Here is a 24,523-nt window from a genome sequence, read left to right as displayed (position 1 = left end):
GCTCGAGCCCGAATCGGCACCGGGCTGATCGACGGCGACTCGCAAGAGATTACCGCATTTCCAGAGATCCACGACCATTCCTGCAAATTTGTTTCATAGTGCCTCAGCCCTTCACGGCGCCGGCAAATGCGTCGATGATGTGCCGTTGCGCGACCACGAAGACGATCACGATCGGCAGCAGGGCCATCACGCTGGCCGCACACAACACCGGCCAGTCGGTGCCGGCACTGCCGCCGGTCAGCGCGGCGACGCCGACCGGGATCGTCCGCAGATCCGGACGGCCGAGGGTGAACACCAGCGGGATGATGAAGTCGTTCCAGGAGCTGATGAAGCTGAACAGCCCGACGGTGGCGATCATCGGTCGCGCGGTCGGCAACATCACGTACAGGAAGGTGCGGTTGAAGCCGGCGCCGTCGACCCGAGCAGCCTCCTCCAACTCCTTGTTGGCGCTCATGAAGTACCCCATGAACAGGAAGGTGCTGAAGATCATTCCGCCGGCGACCTGCACCACCACGACCGCCCAGATCGTGTTCAGCAGGTACAGCTGATAGACCAGGTCGAAGACCGGGATCAGCGTGTAGCCGCGCGGCAGGAACATGGTGATCGCCACCACGACCATGATCACCTTCCGGCCCGGGAAGTGTGTCCGGGCCAGCGCATAACCTGCCATTGCGGTGAACACCACGGTGAAGACCACCGTCAGCACGGTGATCACCACGCTGTTGAAGAAGTAGCGGCCGAAGTTCGCCTGGGTCCAGGCGTCGAGGTAGTTCTGGAACTGCGGCATGCTGCGGATCAGTACCGACGGCCCGTCACCGAACATGTCCATCTTGGTCTTGAACGAACTGGTCAGCGCCCACAACAGTGGATAGACCCAGACCAGCCCGAGCGCAGCCATCACGACGTGCACCGGCAGATGGCGCACCCACTTGCGGGATCGCCGCCCGCCGGCACCGGCAGCGGCACCGAGTTGATCTTGATCGGCGGCGGTGCTGATCGCCGAGAGTGTACTCGCGGTCATCCGATCGCCCCCTGATTCTGCTCGGCGGTCTTCTTCCGGATCCGTGCCAGCGCGACGAACTGGATCAACGTCAACCCGAGCAGCATGATCCCGTAGAACACCGAACCGGCCGAGGCGAGGCCGACGTTCTGCTCGACGTTGCTGGACGCACCGGCGCCGGAGTAGAAGTTTCCGAACGCCAGTTGATAGATGTACGTGTTGGTCACACTGGAGGCGAAGTAGGGTCCGCCACCGGTCAGCACCATGACAAGATCAAAAACGTTCAGCGAGCCGAGGATCGCCATCAGCAGGATCACCACGGAGATGTTCTTCAACCCCGGCAGGGTGATGTGCCGCAACCGGCCGAGCCAACCGGCGCCGTCGACCTCGGCGGCCTCGTACAACTCGTACGGGATGGTCTGCAGCCCGGCCAGGAAGTAGACCAGGTTGTACCCCAGCGTCTGCCAGATGCCGATCACGATGATCACCCACATCACCACGTCCGGATCGCCGAGCCAGTCCACGCCGAGAGCGGAGATCAGCAACCGGAACACCACCGCCAGGATCGCCGGCGACATCACCGCCGGCAGGAAGAACAGCGATCGGTAGATCGAGGTGAACTTGAACTTCGGCCGGTTCAAGATCAACGCCAGGATCAGCGCGATGAACAACTGGATCGGCACCACGAAAGCCGCGTACCACAAGGAATGTGCGACCGACAGCCAGAAGAAGTGATCGGTGGCGATCTGGACGAAGTTCTGCAGCCCGACGAAGCCGTCCGGTGCGGTCAGCCCGTCCCACTTGATGAACGAGTAGCCGATCGAGGCGATGATCGGATAGATCGTGAACAACGCGACCAAGATCATGAACGGCAGCAGGTAGATGTAGGACCAGCGCACCTTCCAGCCGTGCGAAGAAACCCGCCGGCGATCGTGCGACGCGTTGCGGCGCGTCGCACGGCCGGGAACCGTTGTGCTGGTCACAGTGTCGGATACTCCGGGATGTCGTACTTGTACGGCTTGGTCGGATCCCAGTCGGAGAAGACGTAATCGTCCTGGGAGACCTTGGCGCCCTTCTTCTTGGCCGCCGCGATCGCCTTGGTCTGGGTCAGGTTGGACCGCTTCTCCAGCTCGGAGAACGCCTTGCCGATGTCCTTCAACTGCCCGGTGTAGATGCCCGCCAGCACGTCTCCGGCGGCAGGCGTCACCGGCGCCGGCTGAACGTTCGCGGTGTCCGGATTCCTGACACCGGCCGACGGGCCCGGCAGGGTCTGGCCCTGGATCACCTCGAGGTAGTTCTTGAAGTTCGGATCCTTCGCACCGGCTGGATCATTGGCCTCCGGATAGATCGAGATGGCGTTGTTGTATTCCAACGACCAGCGCTTGCCGGCCTCCGGACCGTTCAGCCAGGTGAGCCATTCGGCACCGTTCTTCTTGTTGCTGGCTTTGGAATTCAGCACCAACGTGGTGCCGCCGGGAGCGCTGTAGTAGAAGTACTTCGGACTGCCGGCCTGGCTGAGCCGGGTGGTCATCGTGTAGTCGGTGAAGCCGTCGGTCTTCCAGCCGGGGATGTTCCAGGCACCGCCGACCGTCATACCGAACGCCCCGCGCGCGAACTGCACCCGGGCGGTCTCGTCGTCGATCGACATCGCCGACGGGAAGATGTAGCCCTTTTGCTTCCACTGCCGCATCAGGTTGCAGAAGTCGGCCAGTACTTGATCACTTCCCATCGTGTACTTGCCGGTCCGCATGTCCATCGCCAGGCCGTGGGTGACCGAATCGGCCTGGCAGAACACCGAGACCCACCAGCTGAGCAGGTCGAAAGCGGAGTTGCCGAAGCCGAGACCGTGCACCTTGCCCTTGCCCGCAGCGGTGATCTTGGCCGCAGCGTCGGTCACCTCGTCCCAGGTCTTCGGCACCTTGGCGTTTCCTTGATCATCCACGACGCCGGCGTCCTTGAACACCTTGTTGTTGACGAAGAGGAACAAGCCCGGATCGGTGTTGCCGCTGATCGGCATGCTGTAGATCTTGCCGTCGAACATGTTGTTCCCCTCGACGAACGTGTACGGCGGCAGCCCCTTCACGAAGTCGTCGGTGAGGTAGTCGTTCAGCGGAGCCAGCCAGCCGTTGGACACCTGGACGTTGATCGTCGGGTCGTTGCCGAGCAAGCGCACGTCCGGCAGGTTGCCGCTCTTCGCGCCGAGGGTCAGCAGGTTGGTGTAGGCACCGGTCTGCTGCTGGGTCCGATCAACGGTCAGGCCCGGATTCTTCTGCTGGAACAGCTTGATCTCGTTCTCGACCCACGGGGTTTGGGACTGCCAGAAGTCCCAGTAGCTGATGGTGCCCTTGGCACCGTCGCCACCGCCACCGCCGCCGGATCCGGCGCCGCCGCTACCGGTGTCGGCCGGGCCCCGGCAGGCGGCCAAGGTGGCCAGGGATGCGACCCCGCCGCCGATGAAGAGTCGTCGGTTCAATCGTCCGGACATGTGCAGACTCCTTCGTTGCAATCCACGATGCTGAAACGTTTAATGGACCTTAGCGACGGTGGTCTCCGCTGGCAAGACCGAAAATCGTTCCGTAACCGAACAGCGACCGACACCCGTCGGCCGACCGAGCTCAAGATCAAGGACGCCCGTGGCAGATCAGACCAGAAAGCGGCGACCGCGGCAGCAGCGCCGCGCCACTATCGTCGACGTTGCACGCGCCTCGGGGGTCTCGCTGTCCGCGGCCTCGTACGCGCTGAACGGCAAACCCGGCGTCAGCGAGGCGACCCGGGCCCTGGTGGTGCGGACCGCCGAGCAGCTCGGTTGGGTTCCCAGCCACACCGCGCGGGCACTACAGGGCCAGCGGACCCGGGTGGTGGGACTGGTGTTCGCCGTCGACGGGCCCGCACAGCGCAGTCTGAGCGACTACATGATGCGCTTCGTGAACGGCATCAACACCGAGCTCGCGGCCGACGACCGGGCCATGCTGGTGACCACGGTCGACTCGGCGGAGAGCGAGTTGGAGGTGTACCGGTCCTGGGCCAGCCAGCGGCGGGTCGACGGTTTCGTGATCACCAACGTACGACGCGACGACGCACGTCTCGACCTGGTGCAGAAGCTGGAGATCCCGGCCGTGATCGCCGGCGACGTACGCGGCCACTCGCCGGTGCCGAGCGTCTGGACCGACGATGCCGCGGCGATGACGATGACCCTGGATCACCTGCTGAGCAAGGGACATCGACGGATCGTCCGGTTCAGTGACAACCCGCACTATCTGCACGCGGAGCAACGGGCAGCGGCCTTCGAGGACTATCTGGCCGAGCACGGGTTGCGCGCCGACGGCAACCTCACCGCCGCACCGAACCGGGTCGAGACGACGGCACAACTTCGCGTGCTGCTGGCCGAACCGGATCCGCCGACGGCACTGATCTGCGACAGCGCCGACCGGGCCTGCCAAACCCTGCTCGCGTTGAAGGATCTCGGACGCCCCGTGCCCGAGGACCTTGCCCTGGTCGTTTGGGACGACGCGCCCGTCTGCGAGATCACCACCCCGACCCTGACCGCCGTGGCCCGCGACGCCTTCGACTACGGCGCCGCGGTCGCCCGGCAACTCGTCGCGCAGCTCTCCGGCACGGCGGCCGGCGACTGCCAGGGCATCGTCAGCGAACTCATCGTCCGAGAGAGCAGCTGACTTGTCAGCGTTACACGTCGTTATAGCGCCTTCTGACGCTGACAACTCGGAGATTCAAGCGATCAACTCGCGGATCTCGGCGGCGCTGAGTCGGCTGCCACCGGTGGCGGCGCCGTCCATCACACTGGCGAACAGTTTGGCCTTGTCCGCCTTCAGCGCCATCACCTTCTCCTCGATGGTGTCCTTGGCCACCAGCCGATAGACCATCACGCTGCGGGTCTGGCCGATCCGATGGATCCGGTCGATCGCCTGCTGCTCGGAGGCCGGATTCCACCAGGGGTCGAGCAGGATGCAGTAGTCGGCCTCGGTCAGGTTCAGCCCGAACCCGCCGGCCTTGAGACTGATCAGGAAGATCGGCGCCTGCCCCTGCTTGAAGCCGTCGATCACCCGCGCCCGGTCCTTGGTCCGGCCGTCAAGGTAGGCGTACGGAATCCCTTGTGCAGAAAGCTGCTCTGCGACCTTGGTCAGGAATCCGGTGAACTGGCTGAAGATCAACAACCGATGATCTTCGGCCAGGATCTCGGTCACCAGATCGCCCAACGCTTCCAACTTGGTGGACGGAATGTCGGCGTACGCGTCGTCGTGCAAGGACGCGTCCAGGCTGAGCTGCCGCAACAGGGTCAGCGACCGGAACACTTCGAACCGGTTCGCGTCAAGATCATCCAGCAGGCCCAGAATCTTCTGCCGCTCACGATGCAGATGGGTCTGGTAGACCTTTCGATGCTTGGGCAGCAGATCCAGCGCGATCACCTGCTCCTGCCGCGGCGGCAGCTCGGCGGCCACCTGATCCTTCGTCCGGCGCAGCATGAACGGCCGGATCCGGCTGCGCAGCCGATCGAGCAGAACTTGATCATGGTTGCGTTCGATCGGCTTGGCGTAGTCGTCGCGGAAGGCGATCGGTCCAGCAAACAGCCCGGGCGCGGTGATCGAGAACATCGACCACAGCTCCATCAGGTTGTTCTCCATCGGCGTTCCGGTGATCGCCAGCTTGAACGGCGCCTGCAGCATCCGTACGCATTGATAGGCACGGGACTGATGATTCTTCACGAACTGGGCCTCGTCTAAGATCAATCCGGCCCAGTCCAGCGCGGCGTAGTTCTCCTGATCGATCCGCTGCAACGTGTACGAGGTGAGCACCACGTCGGCGCCGGCCACCTGCTGCCGCAGTGTCACCCCGGACTTGCGTTGTGTCTCGGTGATCGCGACCACCCGCAGACCGGGCGCGAACCGGGCGGCCTCGGCGGCCCAGTTGCCCACCACACTGGTCGGCGCCACCACCAGATAGGGCGCCGGCGACCCCGTCCTTCGCTCCCGCGCATGGCAGATCAGCGCCAACGCCTGCAGGGTCTTGCCCAACCCCATGTCGTCGGCCAGCACCCCGCCCAGGCCATGATCATGAAGGAAGACCAGCCAGTCCAGGCCGTCGCGCTGATAGTCCCGCAGGGTCGCGGTGAACCCGGCGGGCGGTTCGATCCGCTCCGGAATTCCGTCGCGCCCCAACCCGGCCACCGCGGACCGCCACTCGGCCGCCTGCTCGAGGTCGACGCCGAGTTTCTCCAGCTCCTCCCACCAGTCGACCTGGTAGCGGCTGATCTTGACCCCGTCCGCCCGCGGCTCACCGATCGCGCGCGCTTCGGCGATCAGCTCGGCCAGTTCACGGAATTCCGGCTTGTCCAGCCGGAAGTAGGTGCCACCGGGCAGGATCATCGTCACGTCGCCCTTGGCCAGCGCCTTGAACAGCTCGGTGAACGGCACCTTCTCGCCGTCCACCTCGATCGTCACCGACAGCTCGAACCAGTCCCGTTCGCCGCGGATGTGCTCGGTCCGGACCTTGATCAACGGCGGACGCTTGGCCTCGGCGTAGTCCGGCAGCTGACCCTCGAAGATGATCACCAGTCCGGGCTGATCATCCAGTTGCGGCAACACCTGGGAGACGAATTCGATCATGTCGTCCGGCCCGAGCAGATTGCGCGCCAGCAGCGATCGGGACACCGACTTGTCCAGCAGCACGTCGAAGCGTTTGAGGTCGAGGCGGTGCAGGATCTCCTGCTCCGCCGGGAGATCCCGATGTTGGGCCCCGGCGCCGATCAGGAGTGAGTAGCGCTCGCCCGGGTCGTCGGGTCCGCGCCGATACCACCAGTCCCAGCGCAGCTCCATCCGGTGATCCGAGCGAGGCCGCAACTCCAGTGCGAGCACCGGTTCCCGCGGCGCGGGCGGCTGCCAGCTGTGGTCACTGGAACGGACGGCGATCGAGGTGCGCAGCTGCGGGAAGTAGTCGTCGAGGAATTTCTGCTCGTCGCCGGCCGGAACCACCAGCGACCGGCCGGTGGTGATCAGCCGGGCCAGCGCCGGCTGGAGCGGCTGCGCCAACAGCGCCAGTCGCAACGCACCATCGTCGTCACGGCGGACGGTCAGCTGCTGAGGGAGCCCGACGATGTTGATCTTGGTCGGATCGAGCACTCCGAGCCCGTGATCAAACACCGGCTCGAGGACCAACTCCTGATCATCCCGATGGGCCTCAAGATGCACCGTGATCGGGTTGTCCTCGATGATCACCGGCGCGCCCGACTCGTCGCTGATCATGGTCAGCCCGGCCCGTCGCGCATCCGCCAGCAGCGCCCACAAGGCCGTACTGGAGACGTCGTCCAGCCGCTTCCAGTTCTGCTGGCTGCTCCACTGATCCCGGCCGAGTCCACGGATCGCGGCCAGCACCTGATGCTGGACCGGATCCACGTCGCCGAGCGGTGGGATCGCGGAGAACTGGTGCCAGCCGGTGTCGCCGCGGATCCAGCGGCCGCTCTTGCCCCGCGACACCGGCCGGCCGCGCAGCGACTCGTGTGCGCGCGGGCGAAAGTCCAACTGCAGCGCGAGTCTCGTCCTCGGCACACCGCCCGCCCGGACCAGCGGTTCCAGCAGCTGCTCCCAGGACGGCGGCCGGGCGTCGATCGTGGCCGTCGCGTCGTCGACAATGGTCGGCTGCCGGGCAGTCACCAGGGTGGCCGCGACGTGTTTGCAGTTCAGATGCACCGGGCAGGAGCACACCCCAACGGTCGGCCGAGAGGCCTGGCCGCCGTTGAACAGGATGTTGACCCGATACGGCTTGCTGGCGGTGCCGTACACCACGCCGTCGAGCACACTCTGCCCCTGCGACCACCGAACGCTCTCGACCCGGCCCGACTCCGCATACTCCAGCCCGTGGAAGAGCGAATTCCAACCGACCAGGTTGCCGATCGCGTCGTCGGACAGATCGATCATGCAACGCACCCCTTGCTGCCCGGTGCCGGGCCGGACGTCGATCGGGCCGGTGCTCCGGCCCGCTTCGCATCCTAGAGAGCAGCACCGACAATCCAGAGCGGGGCAATCCAGAGCAGGGCAATCAGAGCTGGGCAATCAGAGCAGGGTGGGCGGCAGAGCACCTTCGTGCTCCAACAGCCAGGTCTTGGTCTCGCGACCGCGGCCCGCCTCGCCGCCGGAGTAGCCGCCGAGCCCGTCCGAGGCGACCACGCGATGACACGCGATGACAATCGGCACCGGGTTGCTGCCCATGATCGAGCCGATGGCCCGGGCCGGCACCGCGGCATCCTCGAGCGCGCCGCTGCGGTCGGCCAACTCCCCGTACGTGATGGTCTGGCCGTAGCCGACGGTGTCCTTCAGCACCATCAGCACCGCCCGGGTGGAGACGCCCAGCTCCGGCAGGTCCAGCGGCAGGTCGAACTCGGTCAGTTCGCCGGCGAAGTAGCGGCTCAGCTGATTGAGCGCGCGGTGCGCCAACTGTGCGGCGGCGTCCTCGCCGGAGACCTCGTACGGAGTCCGGTCGCGACGCCAGCCGACCCGGCGAAGGCCGATGTCGGAGGCTTCCACGCCGATCACCCCGACCGGCGTACGCAACGCTCCGCGCGCGATTCTTCCGTCGTCGGTCGGAGCGGATGCGGTCGACAGCTTGGTGGTCATGGGCACCATCATGGCGCGATCCTCGGACACAACCTGGCGGCGATCGGACATCGCGTTTCTGCCGCAGCAACGGCTCAATCCCACGTCGCGGGATGGTTACGACTGAATCAACCCGGGCATCGCCGTTAGAGCAAAGTGTTAGTGTCCCCGGGACAATTCGAGCAACTTCGTGCTGCAGAACACCCGTTCCGCGGGGTTCTTGGCACTGCCGATGACCGCAGCGACGCACCGACCGGGGCGATCGCCGGGGCCGTCGGATCCGCCGTCGGGGACACATCGACATCAGGAGACGTGAGTTGAAACGCATGCGCGCAGCCGCCCTCGTTGCAGGGCTGGGTGCCTTGTCCGTCGTCATCGCCGGATGTGGCGCCGGAAACCCCGGCACCGGATCCGACAACAAAGCCAGCAACAGTTCGAACGGCATCATCGTCGGCACCACGGACAAGGTCGTCTCGATCGACCCCGCGGGATCGTACGACAACGGCTCGCTGAATGTGCAGACGCAGGTGTATCAGTACCTGCTGAACTTCCCGGAGGGGTCGACGACGCCGACTCCGGACGCGGCAAAGAGTTGCGATTTCACGAAGCCGACGATCTACACCTGCGTGATGAAGGACGGGCTGAAATTCGCCAACGGCCATGACCTGACCGCCTCCGACGTCGCGTTCTCCTTCCAACGCATCGTCAAGATCAACGACCCGAACGGTCCGGCATCGCTGCTGGGCAACATGAAGTCGGTCAAGGCCGATGGCAACAAGGTCGTCTTCACCCTGAAGGCGCCCAACGATCAGACCTTCCCGCAGGTGTTGGTCACCTCCGCCGGCCCGATCGTGGACGAGGAGGTCTACCCCGCCGACAAGGTGCTCAGCGACGACGAGGTGGTCAAGTCCAAGGGACCTCTGGCCCGTACACGATCGGCAGTTACCAGAAGAATCAACTGGCCGAGTTCAAGAAGAACCCGAACTACAACGGCACCTACGGCGCGGCCAAGATCGACACGGTGACGATGAAGTACTACACCGACCCGAACAACTTGAAGCTGGACATCCAGAACAAGAACATCGACGTCGCCTACCGCTCGCTCACTCCGACCGACATCGACAATCTGAAGACGGTCAAGGGCATCACCGTGCACACCGGGCCGGGCGGCGAGTCCCGCTACATCGTCTTCAACCTGAAAACCATGCCGGGCAAGAACGACGCGCAGAAGCTCGCCATCCGCAAGGCAATGGCGTCCTCGCTGGATCGGCAGGCCATCGCCGACGAGGTCTACAAGGGCACCTTCACCCCCGAGTATTCGCCGATCCCCGAAGGCCAGCTGGGCGCGACCACGCCGTTCAAGGACCTGTACGGAAGCAAACCCGACAAGGCCAAGGCGGCCCAATACTTGCAGGACGCGGGCGTCTCCACCCCGGTCTCACTCGACCTCTGGTACAACCCCGATCACTACGGCTCCAGCTCGGCAGACGAGTACAACCAGGTCAAGCGACAGCTCGAGGCGACCGGGCTGTTCAAGGTCAATCTGCAGTCGGCGGAGTGGACCACCTACAACGCCGAACGAGTCAAGGACAGCTACCCGATCTATCAGCTCGGCTGGTTCCCGGACTTCCCCGACCCGGACAACTACTTGACCCCGTTCTTCGCGCCGGACAACTTCGTGCACGCTCACTACTCCGATCCCCAGATGACCAAGCTGCTGGACTCCGAGCGGACCGACAGTGACAAAGCCAACCGGCTCAAGACCCTGGCCAAGATTCAGAAGCTGGCCGCCGAGCAGATCCCGATCCTGCCGCTGCTGACCGGCGCCCAGGTTGCCATCGCCAAGAACGACATCAAGGGCGTGGACAACACTCTGGATCCGAGCTTCAAGTTCCGCTTCACGTCGCTGTCGAAGTAGCGGGTACTGCCGAGCCGATCGGCAGCCCCGGACGCTGAGCAGTCCAGTTCGACAGCAGTCCCGATCAACAGCAGCAAGGACGGCGGGCCGGCGATCATCAGCCTGGCCCGCCGTCGGCTGCGTGGAGGAGATTTCCATGGCCACCACGGAACTACTGGCTCCCGCCGAACCGCCCACTTCTGCGGCCCCGGCTGGGGCACGACGTGGGTCAATGCCGCCGCTGCTTCGCTACATGCTGGTCCGGATCGGACTGGTGATCCCGATGCTGTGGATCCTGCTTACCGTTGTCTTCCTGCTGATGCGGGTGATCGGCGATCCGATCAGTGCCGCCCTGGGCGGCCGACTGAGTCCGGAGCAGATTGCCGTACGCAAGGCTGCCGCCGGGCTGGACAAGCCGCTGATCGTGCAGTACGGCCAGTATTTGTGGGGTGTGCTGCATCTGGACTTCGGCACCACGCTGACCGATCACCGGGAGATCTCCGACATCCTCAAGGTCAACGGTGCGGCCACCCTGGAGCTGTCCATCTACGCGTTGATCGTGGCGTTCCTGATCGGCATTCCGTTGGGCCGGTTGGCGGCCCGCTACCGTGATCGTCTTCCCGACGTCGCGCTGCGGCTGTTCGCGATCTTGGTCTACGCCGCACCGGTGTTCTTCGTCGGCCTGTTGCTGAAGTTGATCTTCTCCCCGTTCGGTTGGCCGGTGGCCGGTCGAGCCAGTACGGCGACCGAGCTGACCCTGCAGAACGTGCACCCGAAGACCAACATCATGCTGGTCGACGCGATCCTCTGGGGTGATCCGAAGTTGATCTTGGACGTGCTGCAGCACGCGGTGCTGCCGGCGATCGCGCTCGGCCTGCTGACCGGCGGTGTGTTCCTGCGGCTGGTCCGAGTCAATCTGTTGCAGACGTTACGGATGGACTACGTGATCTCCGCCCGGGCTCGCGGTGTGCCCGAGCGGCGGGTGCAGTCCAAGCACGCGTTCCGCAACGCGCTGGTGCCCGTGGTCACGGTGATGGGCATGCAGATCGCGATGCTGATGGGTGGTGCATTGCTGACCGAGACCACGTTCGAGTGGCAGGGGCTGGGCTACACGCTGGGTCAGTACCTGTTGAAACGCGACTTCATCGCCGTACAAGGGATTGTCACCGTGTTCGCGCTGATCGTCGCGGTGGCCTCGGTGGTGATCGACTTCATCGTCGCCATGGTCGACCCGCGGGTCCGGTTCTAGGAGGGTCGTGTCGAACGCCGACCTACTGCGCGACGCCCGGGCACGCACTGTGCCGCGTTGTCGTCGGATTACATGCACCCGGCATGCGCACCGCCTCCGCCACGCCACAGCACGCACCCGGACGCCGCTCGCTACGGCCGTCGTTCGGCACGACCCTCCTAGGAGTTGATCATGCTCTCCACTATCCGGAAGACCCGTGGTCTGCAGCGGGTGATGCTGTTCGCCGGCTTCGCGATCGTGCTGTTCTTCATCGTGCTGGCGATCTTCGCGCCGCTGCTGGCGCCGTACGGGTTCAACGCCGACCGGGTCGGTAACGACGTCTTCGGCACCCTGCAACATCCGTCGGCGCAGCACTGGTTCGGCACCACGGTCGGCGGGCAGGACGTGCTGTCTCGGGTGATCTACGGCGCCCGGACCGCGGTGATCGTGATCATCGTCGCGGTGATCATCTCGATCGTGGTCGGTGTTCCGATCGGGTTGATCTCCGGTTTCATCGGCGGTGCGCTGGACCGTGGCCTGGTGTTGATCATGGACGCGATGTATTCGTTTCCCTCGCTGCTGCTGGCGATCGTGGTGTCGATCATCATCGGTGGCGGCCAGAGCGGTGCCGTCAACGGGATCATGGCGGCGGCGATCTCGATCACCGTGGTCTTCATCCCGCAGTACTTCCGAGTGGTCCGCAACGCGACCGTCGCGGTGAAGGTCGAACCGTACGTCGATGCAGCCCGAGTGGTCGGCGCCCGAACCCCGCGGATCCTGTTCAAGCACATCCTCTCCAACGTCGCCGGCACCCTGCCGGTGATCGCCACCCTGAACGCCTCCGAGGCCATCCTCACCCTTGCTGCGTTGGGATTCCTGGGGCTGGGAATCGAGCCGTCGGCCGCCGCGGAGTGGGGCTACGACCTGAACCGGGCACTGTCGGATGCGACCAACGGGATCTGGTGGACCGGGCTCTACCCCGGGCTGGCGATCGTGCTGATGGTGCTCGGCGTCACCCTGGTCGGCGAGAGCCTGAACGACGTGCTCAATCCCCTGTTGCGGACCCGCGCCGGCGGAGGTGCGTCGGCCGACGAGAAGGAGGTGGCCGGGGAGTTCGAGGCGGCGGTCTCGACGGACTCGGTTGCCGGACCCGACGCCGCTGATGCCGCCGGTGGTGCTGCGACCAAGATCAAGGACCCGGCCGAGATCACCGAACCGGTGGTCGTCGATGCGGAGAAGCGGCAACGGGTGGCGACGTTGAGCCTGCAGGATCTGACCGTCCGCTTCGACACCGACGCCGGCATCGTGCACGCTGTCAACGGGGTCAGCTTTGCTGTCGAGGAAGGCGAAGTCGTCGCCGTGGTGGGCGAATCCGGCTCCGGCAAGTCGGTCAGCAGCCGGGCGATGCTCGGGCTGTTGCCGTCGACCGCGCATACGACCGGCTCGGCCAGGTTACGGGACCGCGAGCTGCTCGGGTTGTCGCCGCGAGCGTTGCGGCCGATTCGCGGTGATCAGGTCTCGATGATCTTCCAGGAGCCGTCCACCGCGCTGAACCCGGTCTACACCGTCGGCTGGCAGATCTGTGAGGGCATCCGGGCGCATCGCAAGATCAGCCGCAAGGAGGCGCGCCAGCGGGCAATCGAGTTGCTGGAGCTCGTCGGGCTGCCGGACCCGGAGCGCCGGGTCGACTACTACCCGCATCAGCTGTCCGGCGGGCAGAAGCAGCGGGTGGTGATCGCAATGGCGATCTCCTGCGAACCGGACGTGATCATCGCCGATGAGCCGACCACCGCACTGGACGTCACCGTGCAGGCCGCGATCCTGGAGTTGCTGCTGTCGTTGAGAGATCGGCTCGGCACCGCGATCGTGTTGATCACTCACAACATGGGGGTGGTCGCCGACGTCGCCGACCGGGTGGTGGTGATGTACCAGGGCCGGGTGGTTGAGGAGGCGCCGGTCGATGCGCTCTTCGCTGCACCGCAGCATCCGTACACTCAGCGGCTGTTGGACGCCGTGCCGCATCTGGGTCGGGGTGTCGCTGCTACACCGGCCGCCCAGACACAAGAGCAGATTGTGCTCACCGTCGATGATCTTGTGGTGGAATTCCCCGGCCGGCTCGGGCAGCCGTCCTTCCGCGCGGTGGACGGGGTCAGCTTCGAGATCCGACGGGGCGAGGTGCTCGGCCTGGTCGGCGAGTCGGGTTCGGGCAAGTCGACGGTCGGCCGGACCACGGTCGGGTTGCAGAAGCCGACGTCCGGGTCGGTGACCGTCAGCGGTACCGAGATCTCCCAGCTGACCGACGCCCAGCTCCGTACGCATCGCGGGCACTTCGGCTTCGTCTTCCAGGATCCGGCAGCATCGCTCAACCCGCATCTGACCATCACCGACTGCGTCGCCGAACCGCTGCACGTACAAGGTCGGCTGTCGGCCGGCGAGCAGCGGGCCAAGGTGCGCCAACTGCTTGATCGGGTGCAGTTGCCTGGCAACTACGCCGACAGGTATCCGCACGAGTTGTCCGGCGGGCAGCGACAAAGAGTCAGCCTGGCGCGGGCGCTGGCGCTCGATCCGGAGCTGCTGATCGCCGACGAGCCGACCTCGGCGCTGGACGTGTCCGTGCAGGCGCGGGTGCTGGAGCTGTTCGACGAGCTGCAGTCCGAGCTGCAGTTCGCCTGCCTGTTCATCAGTCACGACCTCGCCGTCGTCGACTCGCTGGCCCATCGCGTCGCCGTGATGCAGTACGGCGAGATCGTCGAGATCGGACCCGCGCACCAGGTCCTGAACGACCCGCAACAGGACTACACCAAGCGGCTGATCGCCGCCGTCCCGGTCCCCGACCCGGTCGAACAACGTCACCGCCGCGAAGCGAGAGGAAAGCTCCTCACCGACGTCAGCTGACCCGGTCCGATTTGTCCGATTCCACGGACTCGCTGCAAGGCCCCTGAGCCTGTCGACGGGCCGACTTGGTTGCGGTCGGGGCCGTGGCCCGACCGCGCAACTCAACGCAAGGCCCTGACTGTGTCGCACGGCTGCAGAGTCGGGTGCGGTCCGGTCGGGGCCGTCGATGATCGGCACCAGGCCCTTCATGTTGGAGGGCAACGCGGCCGTGCCGATTCGAGGACCCGTCCGAAGGGCCCTGAGCCTGTCGAAGGGCGATAACGCAACCGATCCACGGTGACTTTTCCAGTTCTTCCCGACACGGCTCACCCAGAAATCTGCCGGCGAGATGCACCATGACCCGCCGAACTTGCAGCCATCTCGTCGGCACATTCCCCACAGCACCGAACACCAAGCGGGATCCGGCACACCTGCTGATGGCCGCTGATCAGTGTCGTGCCTGAGTCGTGGTGGGTCAGTCGTGTGTGGGCGCGGCGGCTTGCCAGATGTGGTGGGCGAAGGGTCCTTCGCCGAGATCGTGGGCTCCGGTCGAATTGACCAGGAAGACTCTGCCGTACGGCGCCCGGAACAGGACGGTTCCGGGCTCGGGTTGTCGTCGGTTCCACAGTCCGTGGGTGATCACTCGGTGTTCGGGTCGGGCTTCGGGGCCGAGGTTGTTCTCTCGGGTTTGTCCTGTGCGGCCGGGTCGGTAGGGGTCGCTGTGGTCCAGGTCGAGATGTGGGCCGGTGGAGGTGGAGAACGGGAAGTCGCTGCCGGGGCGTTTGAGGAACATCCGTTCTCGCATCGGCCTTGGGATTTCATAGGCGTCAACCGGAAGCAGGTCGGCGTTCAGGTCGATCACCGGCTTGACGGTGACCTGGCAGCCGTGCAGCCAGTCGGCGACCAGGCTGGACACGACCGGCCCGATGTCCTCGACCCGGACCACGCCGAGTCCGTGTTGCAGGGTTTCGTGGGCGATGTGCAGGTAGAGGGTGGCGTCGGGCCGCAACTTCGCGGGGTCGAGTTGGCTGATCGCCCGGATCGCGGCCCGGGCCAGGTTGTGATCATGATCGAACCGGGGATAGCGGACCGGATGATCGCGGCCGGGTTGGGTCTCTGGTCCTTCGACAAGCTCAGGACCCGCGGGCTGGGCTGGGTGCTCGCCGGCCGGATCATCGGTGGCGGACTCGGCCCGGTCGGATGAGCCGGCCCAGGGTCCTGAGCTTGTCGAAGGACCGTCAACCCGACCATCCGCGCCCGACTCGACCGGCAGACCCTCGACGACCGGATCATGATCACCCTCGGGCAGCTCCTCATCGTCCAGTGCGGGGTCGAACAGGGAGGGTGCCTCGTCCTCGGCCAGCAGCCGCAGGGCGTAGGCGGGGTTGGCCAGGATCCCGATCGCGGCCGCGCGGCGTTCGTCCTTGGTCCGGTCGTCACCGCGGCGTCCGAGGAGGTCGGCGAACCGGTCGACCATGGCGTCGAACCAGATCACATCACAGGCATCGGCCCGGGCGAACACGGTCTTGCAACCGTGTTCGGTCGCCTGGCCGACCCAGACGCCCTTCTCGCGTTGGCGGCGTTCGGCCTCGGCGGCGATCCGGTCGGCGTCGACCTCGATGATCTTCGCTTCCACCAGGCGCATCAGGGCCGCCCGGCCCAACCGACCGACATAGTCGGCGACGGCGGCGTCGACCAGGCCGGCCTGCTCCACACTGAGACAGACCGGGTCCGACAGAACATGGCCCTAAACTCCAACCCTGCAAGAAGATTCGTAACACTTTCCGGTGACCACCACCGGCTCGGGCAGTCCGCACGATCTGAGGACATCGGCGACGCCATGTGCTGCCGAAGGGCCGGTAGCCTTCCCTGCTGGTGGGCACGCTCACGGTCCTTCGACAGGCTCAGGACGCTGGGGTTGCCACCGAACGAGCCATGCACCAGGCACGCGGTGCTCTGCGACGGTGCCGGCATCTGGCCAGGCCTTAGCGCGCTGTTAGCCGGCTGACAGCGCAGCGCTAGCGGCCGGCGCGGCACGGTTGGGGCACTGTCGTCGAGATCAGGAGCCAACCATGTCGTACGCCAATCTTCTTGCTGCATTAGGAATTGACGCTATTGCGATCGCCGCGTTGAGCTACGTGATCTACTACCGCCGGCATCGGCGGCGGGATCTGGCGTTGGCATTCGTCGCGCTGAACGTCGGCGTGTTCGCCGCGGTCAGCATGCTCTCCGTTCAACAGGGCGGGATCGCGCTCGGCTTCGGGTTGTTCGGCATCCTGTCGATCGTCCGGCTGCGGTCGAGCGCGATCAGTCAGATCGAGGTCGGCTACTACTTCATCGCCTTGACACTGGGGCTCGTCAACGGGTTGGGCATCCGCGAACCGCCGATCATGATCACCCTCGACCTGATCTTGGTGGGAGTGATGTTTGCGCTGGATCGCCCCTCCAGAAGGCGGATCCAGTCCCAAACAGTGGTGCTGGACGTGGTGCATTTCGACCGGCCGAGTCTGTGCGCCGACCTGGAGCGACGGCTCGGCGCCGAACTGGTCGATTGCACCATCACCGAGGTCGACTACGTACGCGAGGTGACGGTCTGCGAGGTCCGCTTCCGTACGGCCTCGCACGCCAGTCGCGCGATGGAACCGGTCCGATGATCGCCCGCTCGTCCGACGCGACGATCCAACTTCCGATCAACAGCCACGACGATGCGGTCGGTGCGGCAGTAGCAGACCTGCCGCCGATCACCCTCGCCGAGGTACAAGCAACCGCCGAACTGCAACAGCGGATCGATCGGAAGTATCTCCTGCCGGTGCAGCGATTCGATCACTGGTTGCACCTTCTCGATGGGTCCGTACAGGTGCTGCAGATCGCGGGACGCCGGACGTTCGGCTACGAGTCGACCTACTTCGACACCGCCGATCTGCTCACGTTCCGGCAGCACCGGCAGGGCCGGCGCCGTCGTTTCAAGATCAGAACGCGGACCTACACCGACACGGACGAGTGCGTCTTCGAGGTGAAGTTGGAGGGCCGCCGGGACACCACTGTGAAGGAGCGGATGCCTTACCCCGTTGACTTCCGGGACCGTCTGACGGATGCGGCACGGCGATGACTGGCCGACGTGCTGCTCGACCATGATCTTGTGATCCCGACCGGATTGCGTGCCGTGCAGCGGCTGCATTATCGGCGTACGACGCTGGTGCTGCCCGAGGTGCCGGCCCGGATCACCTGTGACGCCGGACTCGAATACGTCTCCGCCGCCGGCCGCGCGGTCGGCCCACAAGATCATCTGATCGTCGAGGTCAAGTCGCCGACCGGTCGCAATCCGGCGACGGATTCCCTGTCCAGGTTGGGAATCCGGCCCGTGCAGTTTAGCAAGTACTGCATCGGGGCGGCCCTGCTCAACGGTCGGAACGCGAGCCGTTGGCAGCCGGTCGTTCGCCGCTACTTCGGGTTGTGTCAGTCGTGAACCCTGGTCACCCGGCCGGTCGGCACACCGCTCACGCAGCTGACCCGTACGTTGATCTCCAGGTCATCGGTTTCGAACTGGATGTTCGCCACGGTCGCCGGGCCACGTCGTACGTCATCGGTCTCGTACCCCTGTCGCGGGCTCCAGTTGATCAACTCGGCCAGACCGTCGGAACAGCGCGCCAGCACGGTTCCGCCGTCGGTGCCGATCACCTGGCTGACGTCGGACGACGCCCCCTCCCCGGGCGACGGCGTACGCGATGGGATCGGACTGGCAGCCGCCGGCGCGGTGGCCAGCTGCTGCTCGATCTCGGCCATGCTCAACGGTTCGGCACCTGTCCCCGCGATGCCCGAGCCGATCGCCTCAACGGCCAGCGCACCCACCGCGGTCGCGGCGGACGCCGCGACCAACCAGCCGCCGATCGTCAGCAACGACCGCGACCGGGGCGTACGCGGAAATCGGGGAGCAGCCACGGGTGCGAGTATGCCCGGCCGGACATTAACGGCACACTAAGGAGCCATTCGACCACCGAACAGGAGTGCCACCGATGGCGCAGGTGCTGCTGATCGAGGACGACGCGACGATCCGGTCGGCGCTGATCCGTCGACTGTCCGAACGCGGTCATGCAATCCCTCGGCCGCGACCGCGATGAGCGGACTCGAACTGGCCACCAGGGACCGGCCCGATCTGGTCGTCCTCGATCTCGGTCTGCCCGATGTCGACGGCAGCGAGATGCTGCGAATGTTGCGCGCGGTCAGCGCCGTACCGGTGATCGTGGCCACCGCCCGGGACACCGAGACCGACATCGTCGACCTGCTCGACCGGGGCGCCGACGACTAGCTGACCAAACCGTTCAGTGCCGCCCAGTTGGATGCACGGATCCGGGCGGTGCTCCGGCGGGCCGCAGAGGGAGCCAATCGCGACGCTCCGATCGAGGTCGGTGGGCTGCGAATCGAGGCCCGATCGCGGGAAGCCCGGTTGGACGGCAGCAGGCTGGAGCTCACGCCGCGGGAGTTCGAGTTGCTGCACTATCTGGCCGAGCGGGCCGGCACGGTGGTCAGCAAGCGCGAGTTGTTGACCGAGGTGTGGCAACTTCCGTACGGCGGCGCGGACAAGACCGTCGACGTCCACCTCGCCTGGCTGCGGCGCAAACTGGGCGAGACGGCTGCGACCGCGCGCTATCTGCACACCGTCCGGGGTGTCGGGGTGAAGCTCACTGCCCCGATGCCCGAGGGCGAGGACGGATAGCCGATCGTGCGCAAGCGTCTGGCATTGCTGGTGGTCGCGACCACCTCGCTGGTGACTTTGGCATTCCTGATCCCCCTCGCGCTGCTGGTGCAGATGGTCGCCGAGTATCGAGCGGTCAGCGCGGCAACCCTGCGGGCCGAGTCGTTGGTGTCGGTGGTCGCTGCCAGCGACCGGTCGACGGTGGGTCTGACGGTCGATCAGGTCAGCGCGGGCAACGGCGCCGAGGTCACGGTGTTCTGGTCCGACGGCACCCAGGCCGGACCGGCTCGGCCCAACGCGGCGGTCGAGCTCGGCCTGGCCGGACGCAGCTTCAGCGTTGACACGGCGAACGGCCGCCAGGTCCTGGTCTCGGTCCAGGGCGCACCCGACGGTCCGGCGCTCATTGCCGCGTTCGTCACCGATCACGACCTGCATCGCGGTGTGCTGCATGCCTGGCTGATTCTGACCGGTCTCGGCCTGCTGCTGATCGGGGCGGGCGTGCTCGTCGCCGATCGGCTCGCACACAGCATGGTCCGGCCGATCACCGAACTGTCCCGGGTGTCGCTGCGGCTCAGCCGCGGCGACCTCTCCGCCCGGGCGACCCCGGCCGGGCCGTCCGAGATCCGCGACGTCGCGACGGCGCTGAACCACCTCGCCGAACGGATCCGCCAGTTGCTCCGGGAGGAACGCGAGTCCGCGGCGGATCTGTCGCATCGACTCCGTACGCCGTTGACCGCGCTGCGGCTGGACGCCGAGGCGCTGCCTGCCGGCCCGGACGGCGACCGGATCCGCGACGACGTCGACCGCCTGGAACGCGCGGTCTCCCGGGTGATCGCCGAAACCCGGCGGCCCGATGAGCCGGCGGCCGGTTGCGAGGCCGGCCGCATCGTTCGTACCCGGCTCGATTTCTGGTCCGCGCTGGCCGAGGACACCGACCGCCGGATGAGCGTCGACCTGCCCGACGCACCGATCACGGTCGCGTTGCCGGCCGATGAGCTGGAGGCGGCCGTCGATGCCTTGCTGGGCAACGTGTTTGCCCACACCCCGGACGGAACCGCCTTCGCCGTCAAGCTTCGGCGCGACACCAGCGGGGTCCGGCTGGAGGTCAGCGACGACGGCCCGGGCTTCGCCACCGATCCGGACGCGCTGCTCGATCGCGGCACCGGTGGCAAGGGCTCGTCCGGGTTGGGTCTGGACATCGCCCGCAGCGCCGCCGTCAGGGTCGGCGGTGAGCTGCAGCTCGGCAGCTCTCCGACCGGCGGCGCGCAGGTGACGCTGACGTTCCCGATCCCGGAGCAGGTCAGCGCTTCGTCCAACCCTCCGCCGCTTGGGCCCACGGGCTGATCTGCACCCGGGCGCCGTCGGCCAGGTCCAGCGTGGTCGGGCCGCGGTCGTCTCGCGGCACCAGACGGGTCGGACGCGAGTGCGGTACGGCGGTGACCCGCAGCGACGCGGTCGCGTCGGCATCGTCGATGATCGACGTTGCGCCCCACTCCAGCGTCGCGATCAGTTCCTCTCCCGGCGGCACCACCACGCGCGTCGCAACCACGCCGGGAGTCGAATCGACGGTGGTCACATCGGTCTGTTGTGCCCCGTCGGCCTGAAAGAACCGAACGGTCGGCACGCCCTTGACCGCGCAGGGTCGGTCCGAGACGTTGCGGGCGAAGAGCGCCAGGAACCGCCTCCCTGAGGCGGCGTCAGGACCGCTCAGAGTGATCTTCAGATCGGTGCCGGTGCAGGTCGGAGCCGATGCGCCCTTCGGCCAGGGACGGACACCGGCCGGCAGGGGCACCGGGTGCGGTTTCGGCGCGGGCGGGCGCACGTTGCCGACCCAGCCTTCCTGCACGTCGGCGTACCCGGGTGAGGTCAGCGTGTACGGGATCGGATCGCCGCCCGGTGGACGGCGCTGCTCGATCCAGCGTTTGATTGCCTCGGTGCCTGTCGAGCCGTCGGGCGAGGTGGTGTGCACGCTGAGCTGGCCGGTGTTGTAGCGGACCACGGTGGCCACGTCGCTCAACCTGGCGGTATCAAGCACGAGTTGTACCTGCTCGACCGCCACCGGTGCCGTGGTCTCGTACCGCACCGATCCGTCGGTCGTGGCCAGCGACGTCGGATAGCCACGCGCCGCGGCGTAGGCGGCAAGAGCAGACAAGCCGTCGAGATCGGCGGCTTCGGCGGCACCGGTCGATACCCGGGTTGCTCCGTGCTGCCACAGGTCGAACGCCCGCGTCGTCCGGTCCGCGGGATCGCTACCGGGGTTGACGTCCACGGGATAGATCAGCACCTTCCCGGTGCGCTGTTCGGGCTCGCCGGCGACGAGGTCGATGAAGTGATGGAGCTCGACACCCGGGACGTGCTGGCGACGAATGATCGCGTCGGCCCGCTGCGCGGCCGCACCTGCCCGGTACGGCGTCAGGTCGTCGGCGAGGCGTACGGTCCACCCGGCGATGGCGCCGTCGCCGTCCTTGGGATCCGCCCGGGTGACGTCGTAGCTGACCGCCGCGGCGACAACGTCGGAGGACTTCTCGACCTCGTCCACGGCGTTGCACAACTCGTCCGGTGCGTCACAGCCATCCCAAGGACGCCAGACGATCAGCACCGCGGCCACGACGACCAGTGCTGCCACCAGCAAGATCAACAGACGTCGGGACACCAGGACATGCTGACAGACCGACAGAACTCTGGACGGTCGCAGCGACAACGTGACCGCCGCGCAACCAGATCTTGATCAACTCGTGAGGCGACCGCCAAAGATCATCAACCGCACACCATGATCAACCGCGAACTGCAAGTTCCGCCTGGATGCGCATCCGGATCCCACCGACCGGAGAGTCGTCCGGGCCGGGCGGCTGAACCGTCTTCAGGATCCGATACCGCCCGGGTGCGGCGCCGCTCGGAATCGTCGCCGTCATCGGGTGGCTCCGCCGATGCGGACCGACGCCGAGCGCGGCTGCGGAGAACACGTCGGTGATCGTGATCGGCTGCCAGCCCTCGCCGGTGAACTGCTCCAGACCGTATTCGAGACCGAACACCAACTCGTCGTCGGTGTCGTTGACGACGACGTGCTCGACGTCCTCGCCCGCCGCGGCGACCGGTCGATCCAACTCGAGCCGGATCGACGTCGACGCGTCCTCGTCGACCCCTTGGATCGCGGTCGGGTTGGACAAGATCGTGGTCATGATCCCGGTCGACTGCAGACGCAACCGTTCGACGGGTTGCCAGCCGCAGCGTCGATAGAACCCGACGGCTTGGTTGCCGGTCGCGACCCACGTGTGGGCGTGACCGAGGTCCAGGGCCGTCGCTTGCAGCCCGGTGAGCAGCAGGCGGCCGACACCGCGTCCGCGCACATCCTGCGCGACCACCATGCCGAGGATCCACGGCGTACGGCCCGATCGCTCGTCGGCACTGAGCTCGTCGTCGATCTCGCCGAGCCCGACAACTCCGACGGCTCGTTTGGACGCGTCGATCGCCACGAAGGTCATCGGCAGGCTCACCCCGTCGCCGGATTCCGCCCGAGTCACGTCGATGAAGCGGGCGGGATCGCTGTCTCCGTACGCCCATTCGATCCAGCGCAGCGTGCCGACCTGTTCGATCAGCTCGGGACGAGCGGCAAGTTGATCAATGTGAAAATCGACCGGCAGCGATGCCATGGTGGTGAACCTACTCGCCCATGCACTGAGAACAGACGACGTCCTACGATGAAGCAAGTTCCGTCTCGAGGAGGATGACGTCCAGATGCCCGGACCCGCGATCAGTCTGACCGAGCCGCTGCCGGCGAGCGTGGAAGGTGTCGAGTTGCCGGCCTATGACCGAAGCAAGCTCAAGCCGCACATCGTGCACTTCGGCGTCGGCGGCTTCCACCGAGCGCACCAGGCGATGTATCTGGATCGGCTGCTCCGCGAGGGCAGGACCGACTGGGGGATCTGCGGGGTCGGGGTGCTGCCGCACGACGCCCGGATGCGGGACGTGATGGCGGCGCAGGACTGCCTGTACACGTTGGTCGAACGACCACCGCACGGGCAGGAGCAGGTCAAGGTGATCGGCTCGATCATCGAGTATCTGTTCGCCCCGGACGATCCGGATGCGGTGATCGAGAAACTGGCGAGCGAGCAGACCAAGATCGTTTCACTGACGATCACCGAGGGCGGCTACAACATCGACGCGGTGGCCGGCAGCTTCGACCGCAGCAATCCGGAGATCGTCGCCGAGACGTCCTCCGACGAACTGCCGCACACCGTCTACGGTCTGGTGGTCGAGGCGCTGCGTCGGCGGCGCGACCGCGGGATCGCCCCGTTCACCGTGATGTCCTGCGACAACATCCAGGGCAACGGATCCACCGCACTGCACACCTTCAGCTCGTACGCCGCAATGGTTGATTCTGATCTTGCCCGTTGGATCCAGACCGAGGTCGCCTTCCCCAATTCGATGGTGGATCGGATCACCCCGGCCACCACGCCCGACGACATCTCCGCGATCGAACGCGATCATGGTGTGGTCGACGGCTGGCCGGTGGTCTGCGAGGACTTCGACCAGTGGGTGCTGGAAGATCATTTCCCGCTCGGCCGGCCACCGTACGAGGACGCCGGCGTGCAGGTGGTCGACGACGTGCTGCCGTATGAGTTGATGAAGCTGCGACTGCTCAACGCGGGCCATCAGGCGCTCGCCTACTTCGGCTACCTGTCCGGCTATCGGCTGGTGCACGATGCGGCGCAAGATCACGACCTGGCCCGCTATGTCCGTGCCTACATGGACAACGAGGGCACCCCGACACTGCGGCCGGTGCCCGGAGTTGATCTTGAGAACTACAAGGACACGTTGATCGAGCGGTTCGCCAACCCGTACGTCCGTGATCAGGTTCAGCGGCTCTGCCTGGAGGCATCGGACCGGATTCCGAAGTTCGTGCTGCCGGTGGTCCGGGCCCAGCTCGACGCCGGCCGCGAGGTCCGGCTGGCCGCCGCGATCATCGCCTCTCTGGCCCGCTACTGCGAGGCGGTCGACGAGGACGGCGAGCCGATCGAGATCAACGACCGGATCGCCGACGCCCTGAAGGCGTACGCGGCCAAGCAGGTCGGGCCGGACGCCGACGAACTCGGCTTCCTCACCAACCGCGAACTGTTCGGCGACCTGATCGAGGATCCACGCTTCACCGATCCCTACGTCGAAACCCTGCGCTCGTTGCACACCTACGGCGCCAAGGCGACGGTGAAGCGACTCGCCAACGGCTGAG

General features: G+C 66.1%; 19 protein-coding genes and 1 pseudogene. 11 read left to right on the top strand and 9 right to left on the bottom strand.

Going from position 1 to position 24,523, the window contains the following annotated elements; translation table 11 throughout:
- Positions 1–103: 103 nt before the first annotated feature.
- From FOE78_RS08755 to FOE78_RS08745, 3 genes are read right to left on the bottom strand one after another with little or no spacing between them, the layout of a single operon-like run.
- A complete protein-coding gene (locus FOE78_RS08755; RefSeq protein WP_143985942.1) occupies positions 104–1,021 on the bottom strand; it encodes a carbohydrate ABC transporter permease in 918 nt (305 codons plus the stop codon).
- The gene (locus FOE78_RS08750) at positions 1,018–1,983 is read right to left on the bottom strand and encodes a carbohydrate ABC transporter permease (RefSeq protein ID WP_210414888.1); all 966 of its coding nucleotides are present in this window, start codon (positions 1,981–1,983) and stop codon (positions 1,018–1,020) included. The genes FOE78_RS08755 and FOE78_RS08750 overlap by 4 nt, the downstream gene beginning before the upstream one ends.
- On the bottom strand, positions 1,980–3,485 hold the full coding sequence (locus FOE78_RS08745) for an ABC transporter substrate-binding protein (RefSeq protein ID WP_143985941.1): 1,506 nt from the start codon (positions 3,483–3,485) through the stop codon (positions 1,980–1,982). Before FOE78_RS08745 ends, FOE78_RS08750 begins: the two co-directional genes overlap by 4 nt.
- 148 nt (positions 3,486–3,633) lie before the next feature.
- On the opposite strand from FOE78_RS08745, the gene FOE78_RS08740 reads away from it, so the two are divergent.
- Complete coding sequence (locus tag FOE78_RS08740) at positions 3,634–4,674, top strand: LacI family DNA-binding transcriptional regulator (RefSeq protein ID WP_168207431.1); 1,041 nt, start codon at positions 3,634–3,636, stop codon at positions 4,672–4,674.
- A gap of 54 nt (positions 4,675–4,728) precedes the next feature.
- Here FOE78_RS08740 and FOE78_RS08735 read toward each other — a convergent pair whose 3' ends face one another.
- Complete coding sequence (locus FOE78_RS08735) at positions 4,729–7,929, bottom strand: DEAD/DEAH box helicase (RefSeq protein ID WP_143985939.1); 3,201 nt, start codon at positions 7,927–7,929, stop codon at positions 4,729–4,731.
- A 135-nt stretch (positions 7,930–8,064) separates the two neighbouring features.
- Complete coding sequence (locus FOE78_RS08730; RefSeq protein ID WP_228266115.1) at positions 8,065–8,637, bottom strand: methylated-DNA--[protein]-cysteine S-methyltransferase; 573 nt, start codon at positions 8,635–8,637, stop codon at positions 8,065–8,067.
- Between the two features lie 293 nt (positions 8,638–8,930).
- On the opposite strand from FOE78_RS08730, the gene FOE78_RS24410 reads away from it, so the two are divergent.
- The 4 genes from FOE78_RS24410 to FOE78_RS08715 all read left to right on the top strand — a co-directional run bounded on the left by FOE78_RS24410 (position 8,931) and on the right by FOE78_RS08715 (position 14,624).
- Positions 8,931–9,629 carry an ABC transporter substrate-binding protein gene (locus FOE78_RS24410; protein ID WP_266095030.1) on the top strand — a complete coding sequence of 233 codons (699 nt, stop codon included), beginning with the start codon at positions 8,931–8,933 and terminating at the stop codon, positions 9,627–9,629.
- Positions 9,539–10,522, top strand: a complete 984-nt coding sequence (locus tag FOE78_RS24405) for an ABC transporter substrate-binding protein (RefSeq protein WP_323125722.1) — start codon at positions 9,539–9,541, stop codon at positions 10,520–10,522. Before FOE78_RS24410 ends, FOE78_RS24405 begins: the two co-directional genes overlap by 91 nt.
- Before the next feature lie 136 nt (positions 10,523–10,658).
- Complete coding sequence (locus FOE78_RS08720; RefSeq protein WP_143985938.1) at positions 10,659–11,750, top strand: ABC transporter permease; 1,092 nt, start codon at positions 10,659–10,661, stop codon at positions 11,748–11,750.
- 171 nt (positions 11,751–11,921) lie between these two features.
- The gene (locus FOE78_RS08715; protein WP_228266114.1) at positions 11,922–14,624 is read left to right on the top strand and encodes an ABC transporter ATP-binding protein/permease; all 2,703 of its coding nucleotides are present in this window, start codon (positions 11,922–11,924) and stop codon (positions 14,622–14,624) included.
- 454 nt (positions 14,625–15,078) lie between these two features.
- Here the strand turns inward: FOE78_RS08715 and FOE78_RS08710 are convergent, their stop codons facing one another.
- Positions 15,079–16,317 carry a hypothetical protein gene (locus FOE78_RS08710; protein WP_143985937.1) on the bottom strand — a complete coding sequence of 413 codons (1,239 nt, stop codon included), beginning with the start codon at positions 16,315–16,317 and terminating at the stop codon, positions 15,079–15,081.
- Positions 16,318–16,675: 358 nt separating this feature from the next.
- Here FOE78_RS08710 and FOE78_RS08705 point away from each other — a divergent pair, with 358 nt between their 5' ends.
- Positions 16,676–17,257 (top strand): DUF4956 domain-containing protein, encoded by a 582-nt coding sequence (locus tag FOE78_RS08705; RefSeq protein WP_143985936.1) that lies wholly within the window; start codon positions 16,676–16,678, stop codon positions 17,255–17,257.
- Positions 17,254–18,069, top strand: a pseudogene (locus tag FOE78_RS24120) (VTC domain-containing protein). The gene FOE78_RS08705 and the pseudogene FOE78_RS24120 overlap by 4 nt, the downstream one beginning before the upstream one ends.
- Here FOE78_RS24120 and FOE78_RS08690 read toward each other — a convergent pair.
- A complete protein-coding gene (locus tag FOE78_RS08690) occupies positions 18,060–18,542 on the bottom strand; it encodes a hypothetical protein (RefSeq protein ID WP_143985933.1) in 483 nt (160 codons plus the stop codon). The pseudogene FOE78_RS24120 and the gene FOE78_RS08690 sit on opposite strands and share 10 nt — an antisense overlap.
- A 175-nt stretch (positions 18,543–18,717) precedes the next feature.
- On the opposite strand from FOE78_RS08690, the gene FOE78_RS24115 reads away from it, so the two are divergent.
- The 3 genes from FOE78_RS24115 to FOE78_RS08680 are packed head-to-tail and all read left to right on the top strand — an operon-like array spanning position 18,718 to position 20,640.
- Positions 18,718–18,909 (top strand): response regulator, encoded by a 192-nt coding sequence (locus tag FOE78_RS24115; RefSeq protein WP_228266113.1) that lies wholly within the window; start codon positions 18,718–18,720, stop codon positions 18,907–18,909.
- Between the two features lie 27 nt (positions 18,910–18,936).
- The gene (locus tag FOE78_RS24110) at positions 18,937–19,317 is read left to right on the top strand and encodes a winged helix-turn-helix domain-containing protein (protein ID WP_228266112.1); all 381 of its coding nucleotides are present in this window, start codon (positions 18,937–18,939) and stop codon (positions 19,315–19,317) included.
- Between the two features lie 6 nt (positions 19,318–19,323).
- Positions 19,324–20,640 carry a HAMP domain-containing sensor histidine kinase gene (locus FOE78_RS08680; protein WP_143985932.1) on the top strand — a complete coding sequence of 439 codons (1,317 nt, stop codon included), beginning with the start codon at positions 19,324–19,326 and terminating at the stop codon, positions 20,638–20,640.
- On the opposite strand, the gene FOE78_RS08675 is transcribed toward FOE78_RS08680, so the two are convergent.
- Positions 20,597–21,949 carry a DUF4232 domain-containing protein gene (locus tag FOE78_RS08675; RefSeq protein WP_168207429.1) on the bottom strand — a complete coding sequence of 451 codons (1,353 nt, stop codon included), beginning with the start codon at positions 21,947–21,949 and terminating at the stop codon, positions 20,597–20,599. The genes FOE78_RS08680 and FOE78_RS08675 overlap by 44 nt on opposite strands.
- Before the next feature lie 121 nt (positions 21,950–22,070).
- Complete coding sequence (locus tag FOE78_RS08670) at positions 22,071–22,946, bottom strand: GNAT family N-acetyltransferase (protein ID WP_143985930.1); 876 nt, start codon at positions 22,944–22,946, stop codon at positions 22,071–22,073.
- A gap of 85 nt (positions 22,947–23,031) precedes the next feature.
- Between FOE78_RS08670 and FOE78_RS08665 the strand changes: the two genes are divergently transcribed.
- Positions 23,032–24,522 (top strand): mannitol dehydrogenase family protein, encoded by a 1,491-nt coding sequence (locus FOE78_RS08665; protein ID WP_143985929.1) that lies wholly within the window; start codon positions 23,032–23,034, stop codon positions 24,520–24,522.
- The last annotated feature ends 1 nt before the right edge of the window (position 24,523 follow it).

The organism is Microlunatus elymi (assembly GCF_007362775.1).
In the GTDB taxonomy this organism is placed as follows: domain Bacteria; phylum Actinomycetota; class Actinomycetes; order Propionibacteriales; family Propionibacteriaceae; genus Microlunatus; species Microlunatus elymi.
Note: the sequence above shows the minus strand (reverse complement) of the source record. Positions and strands in the feature narration are given on the sequence as shown.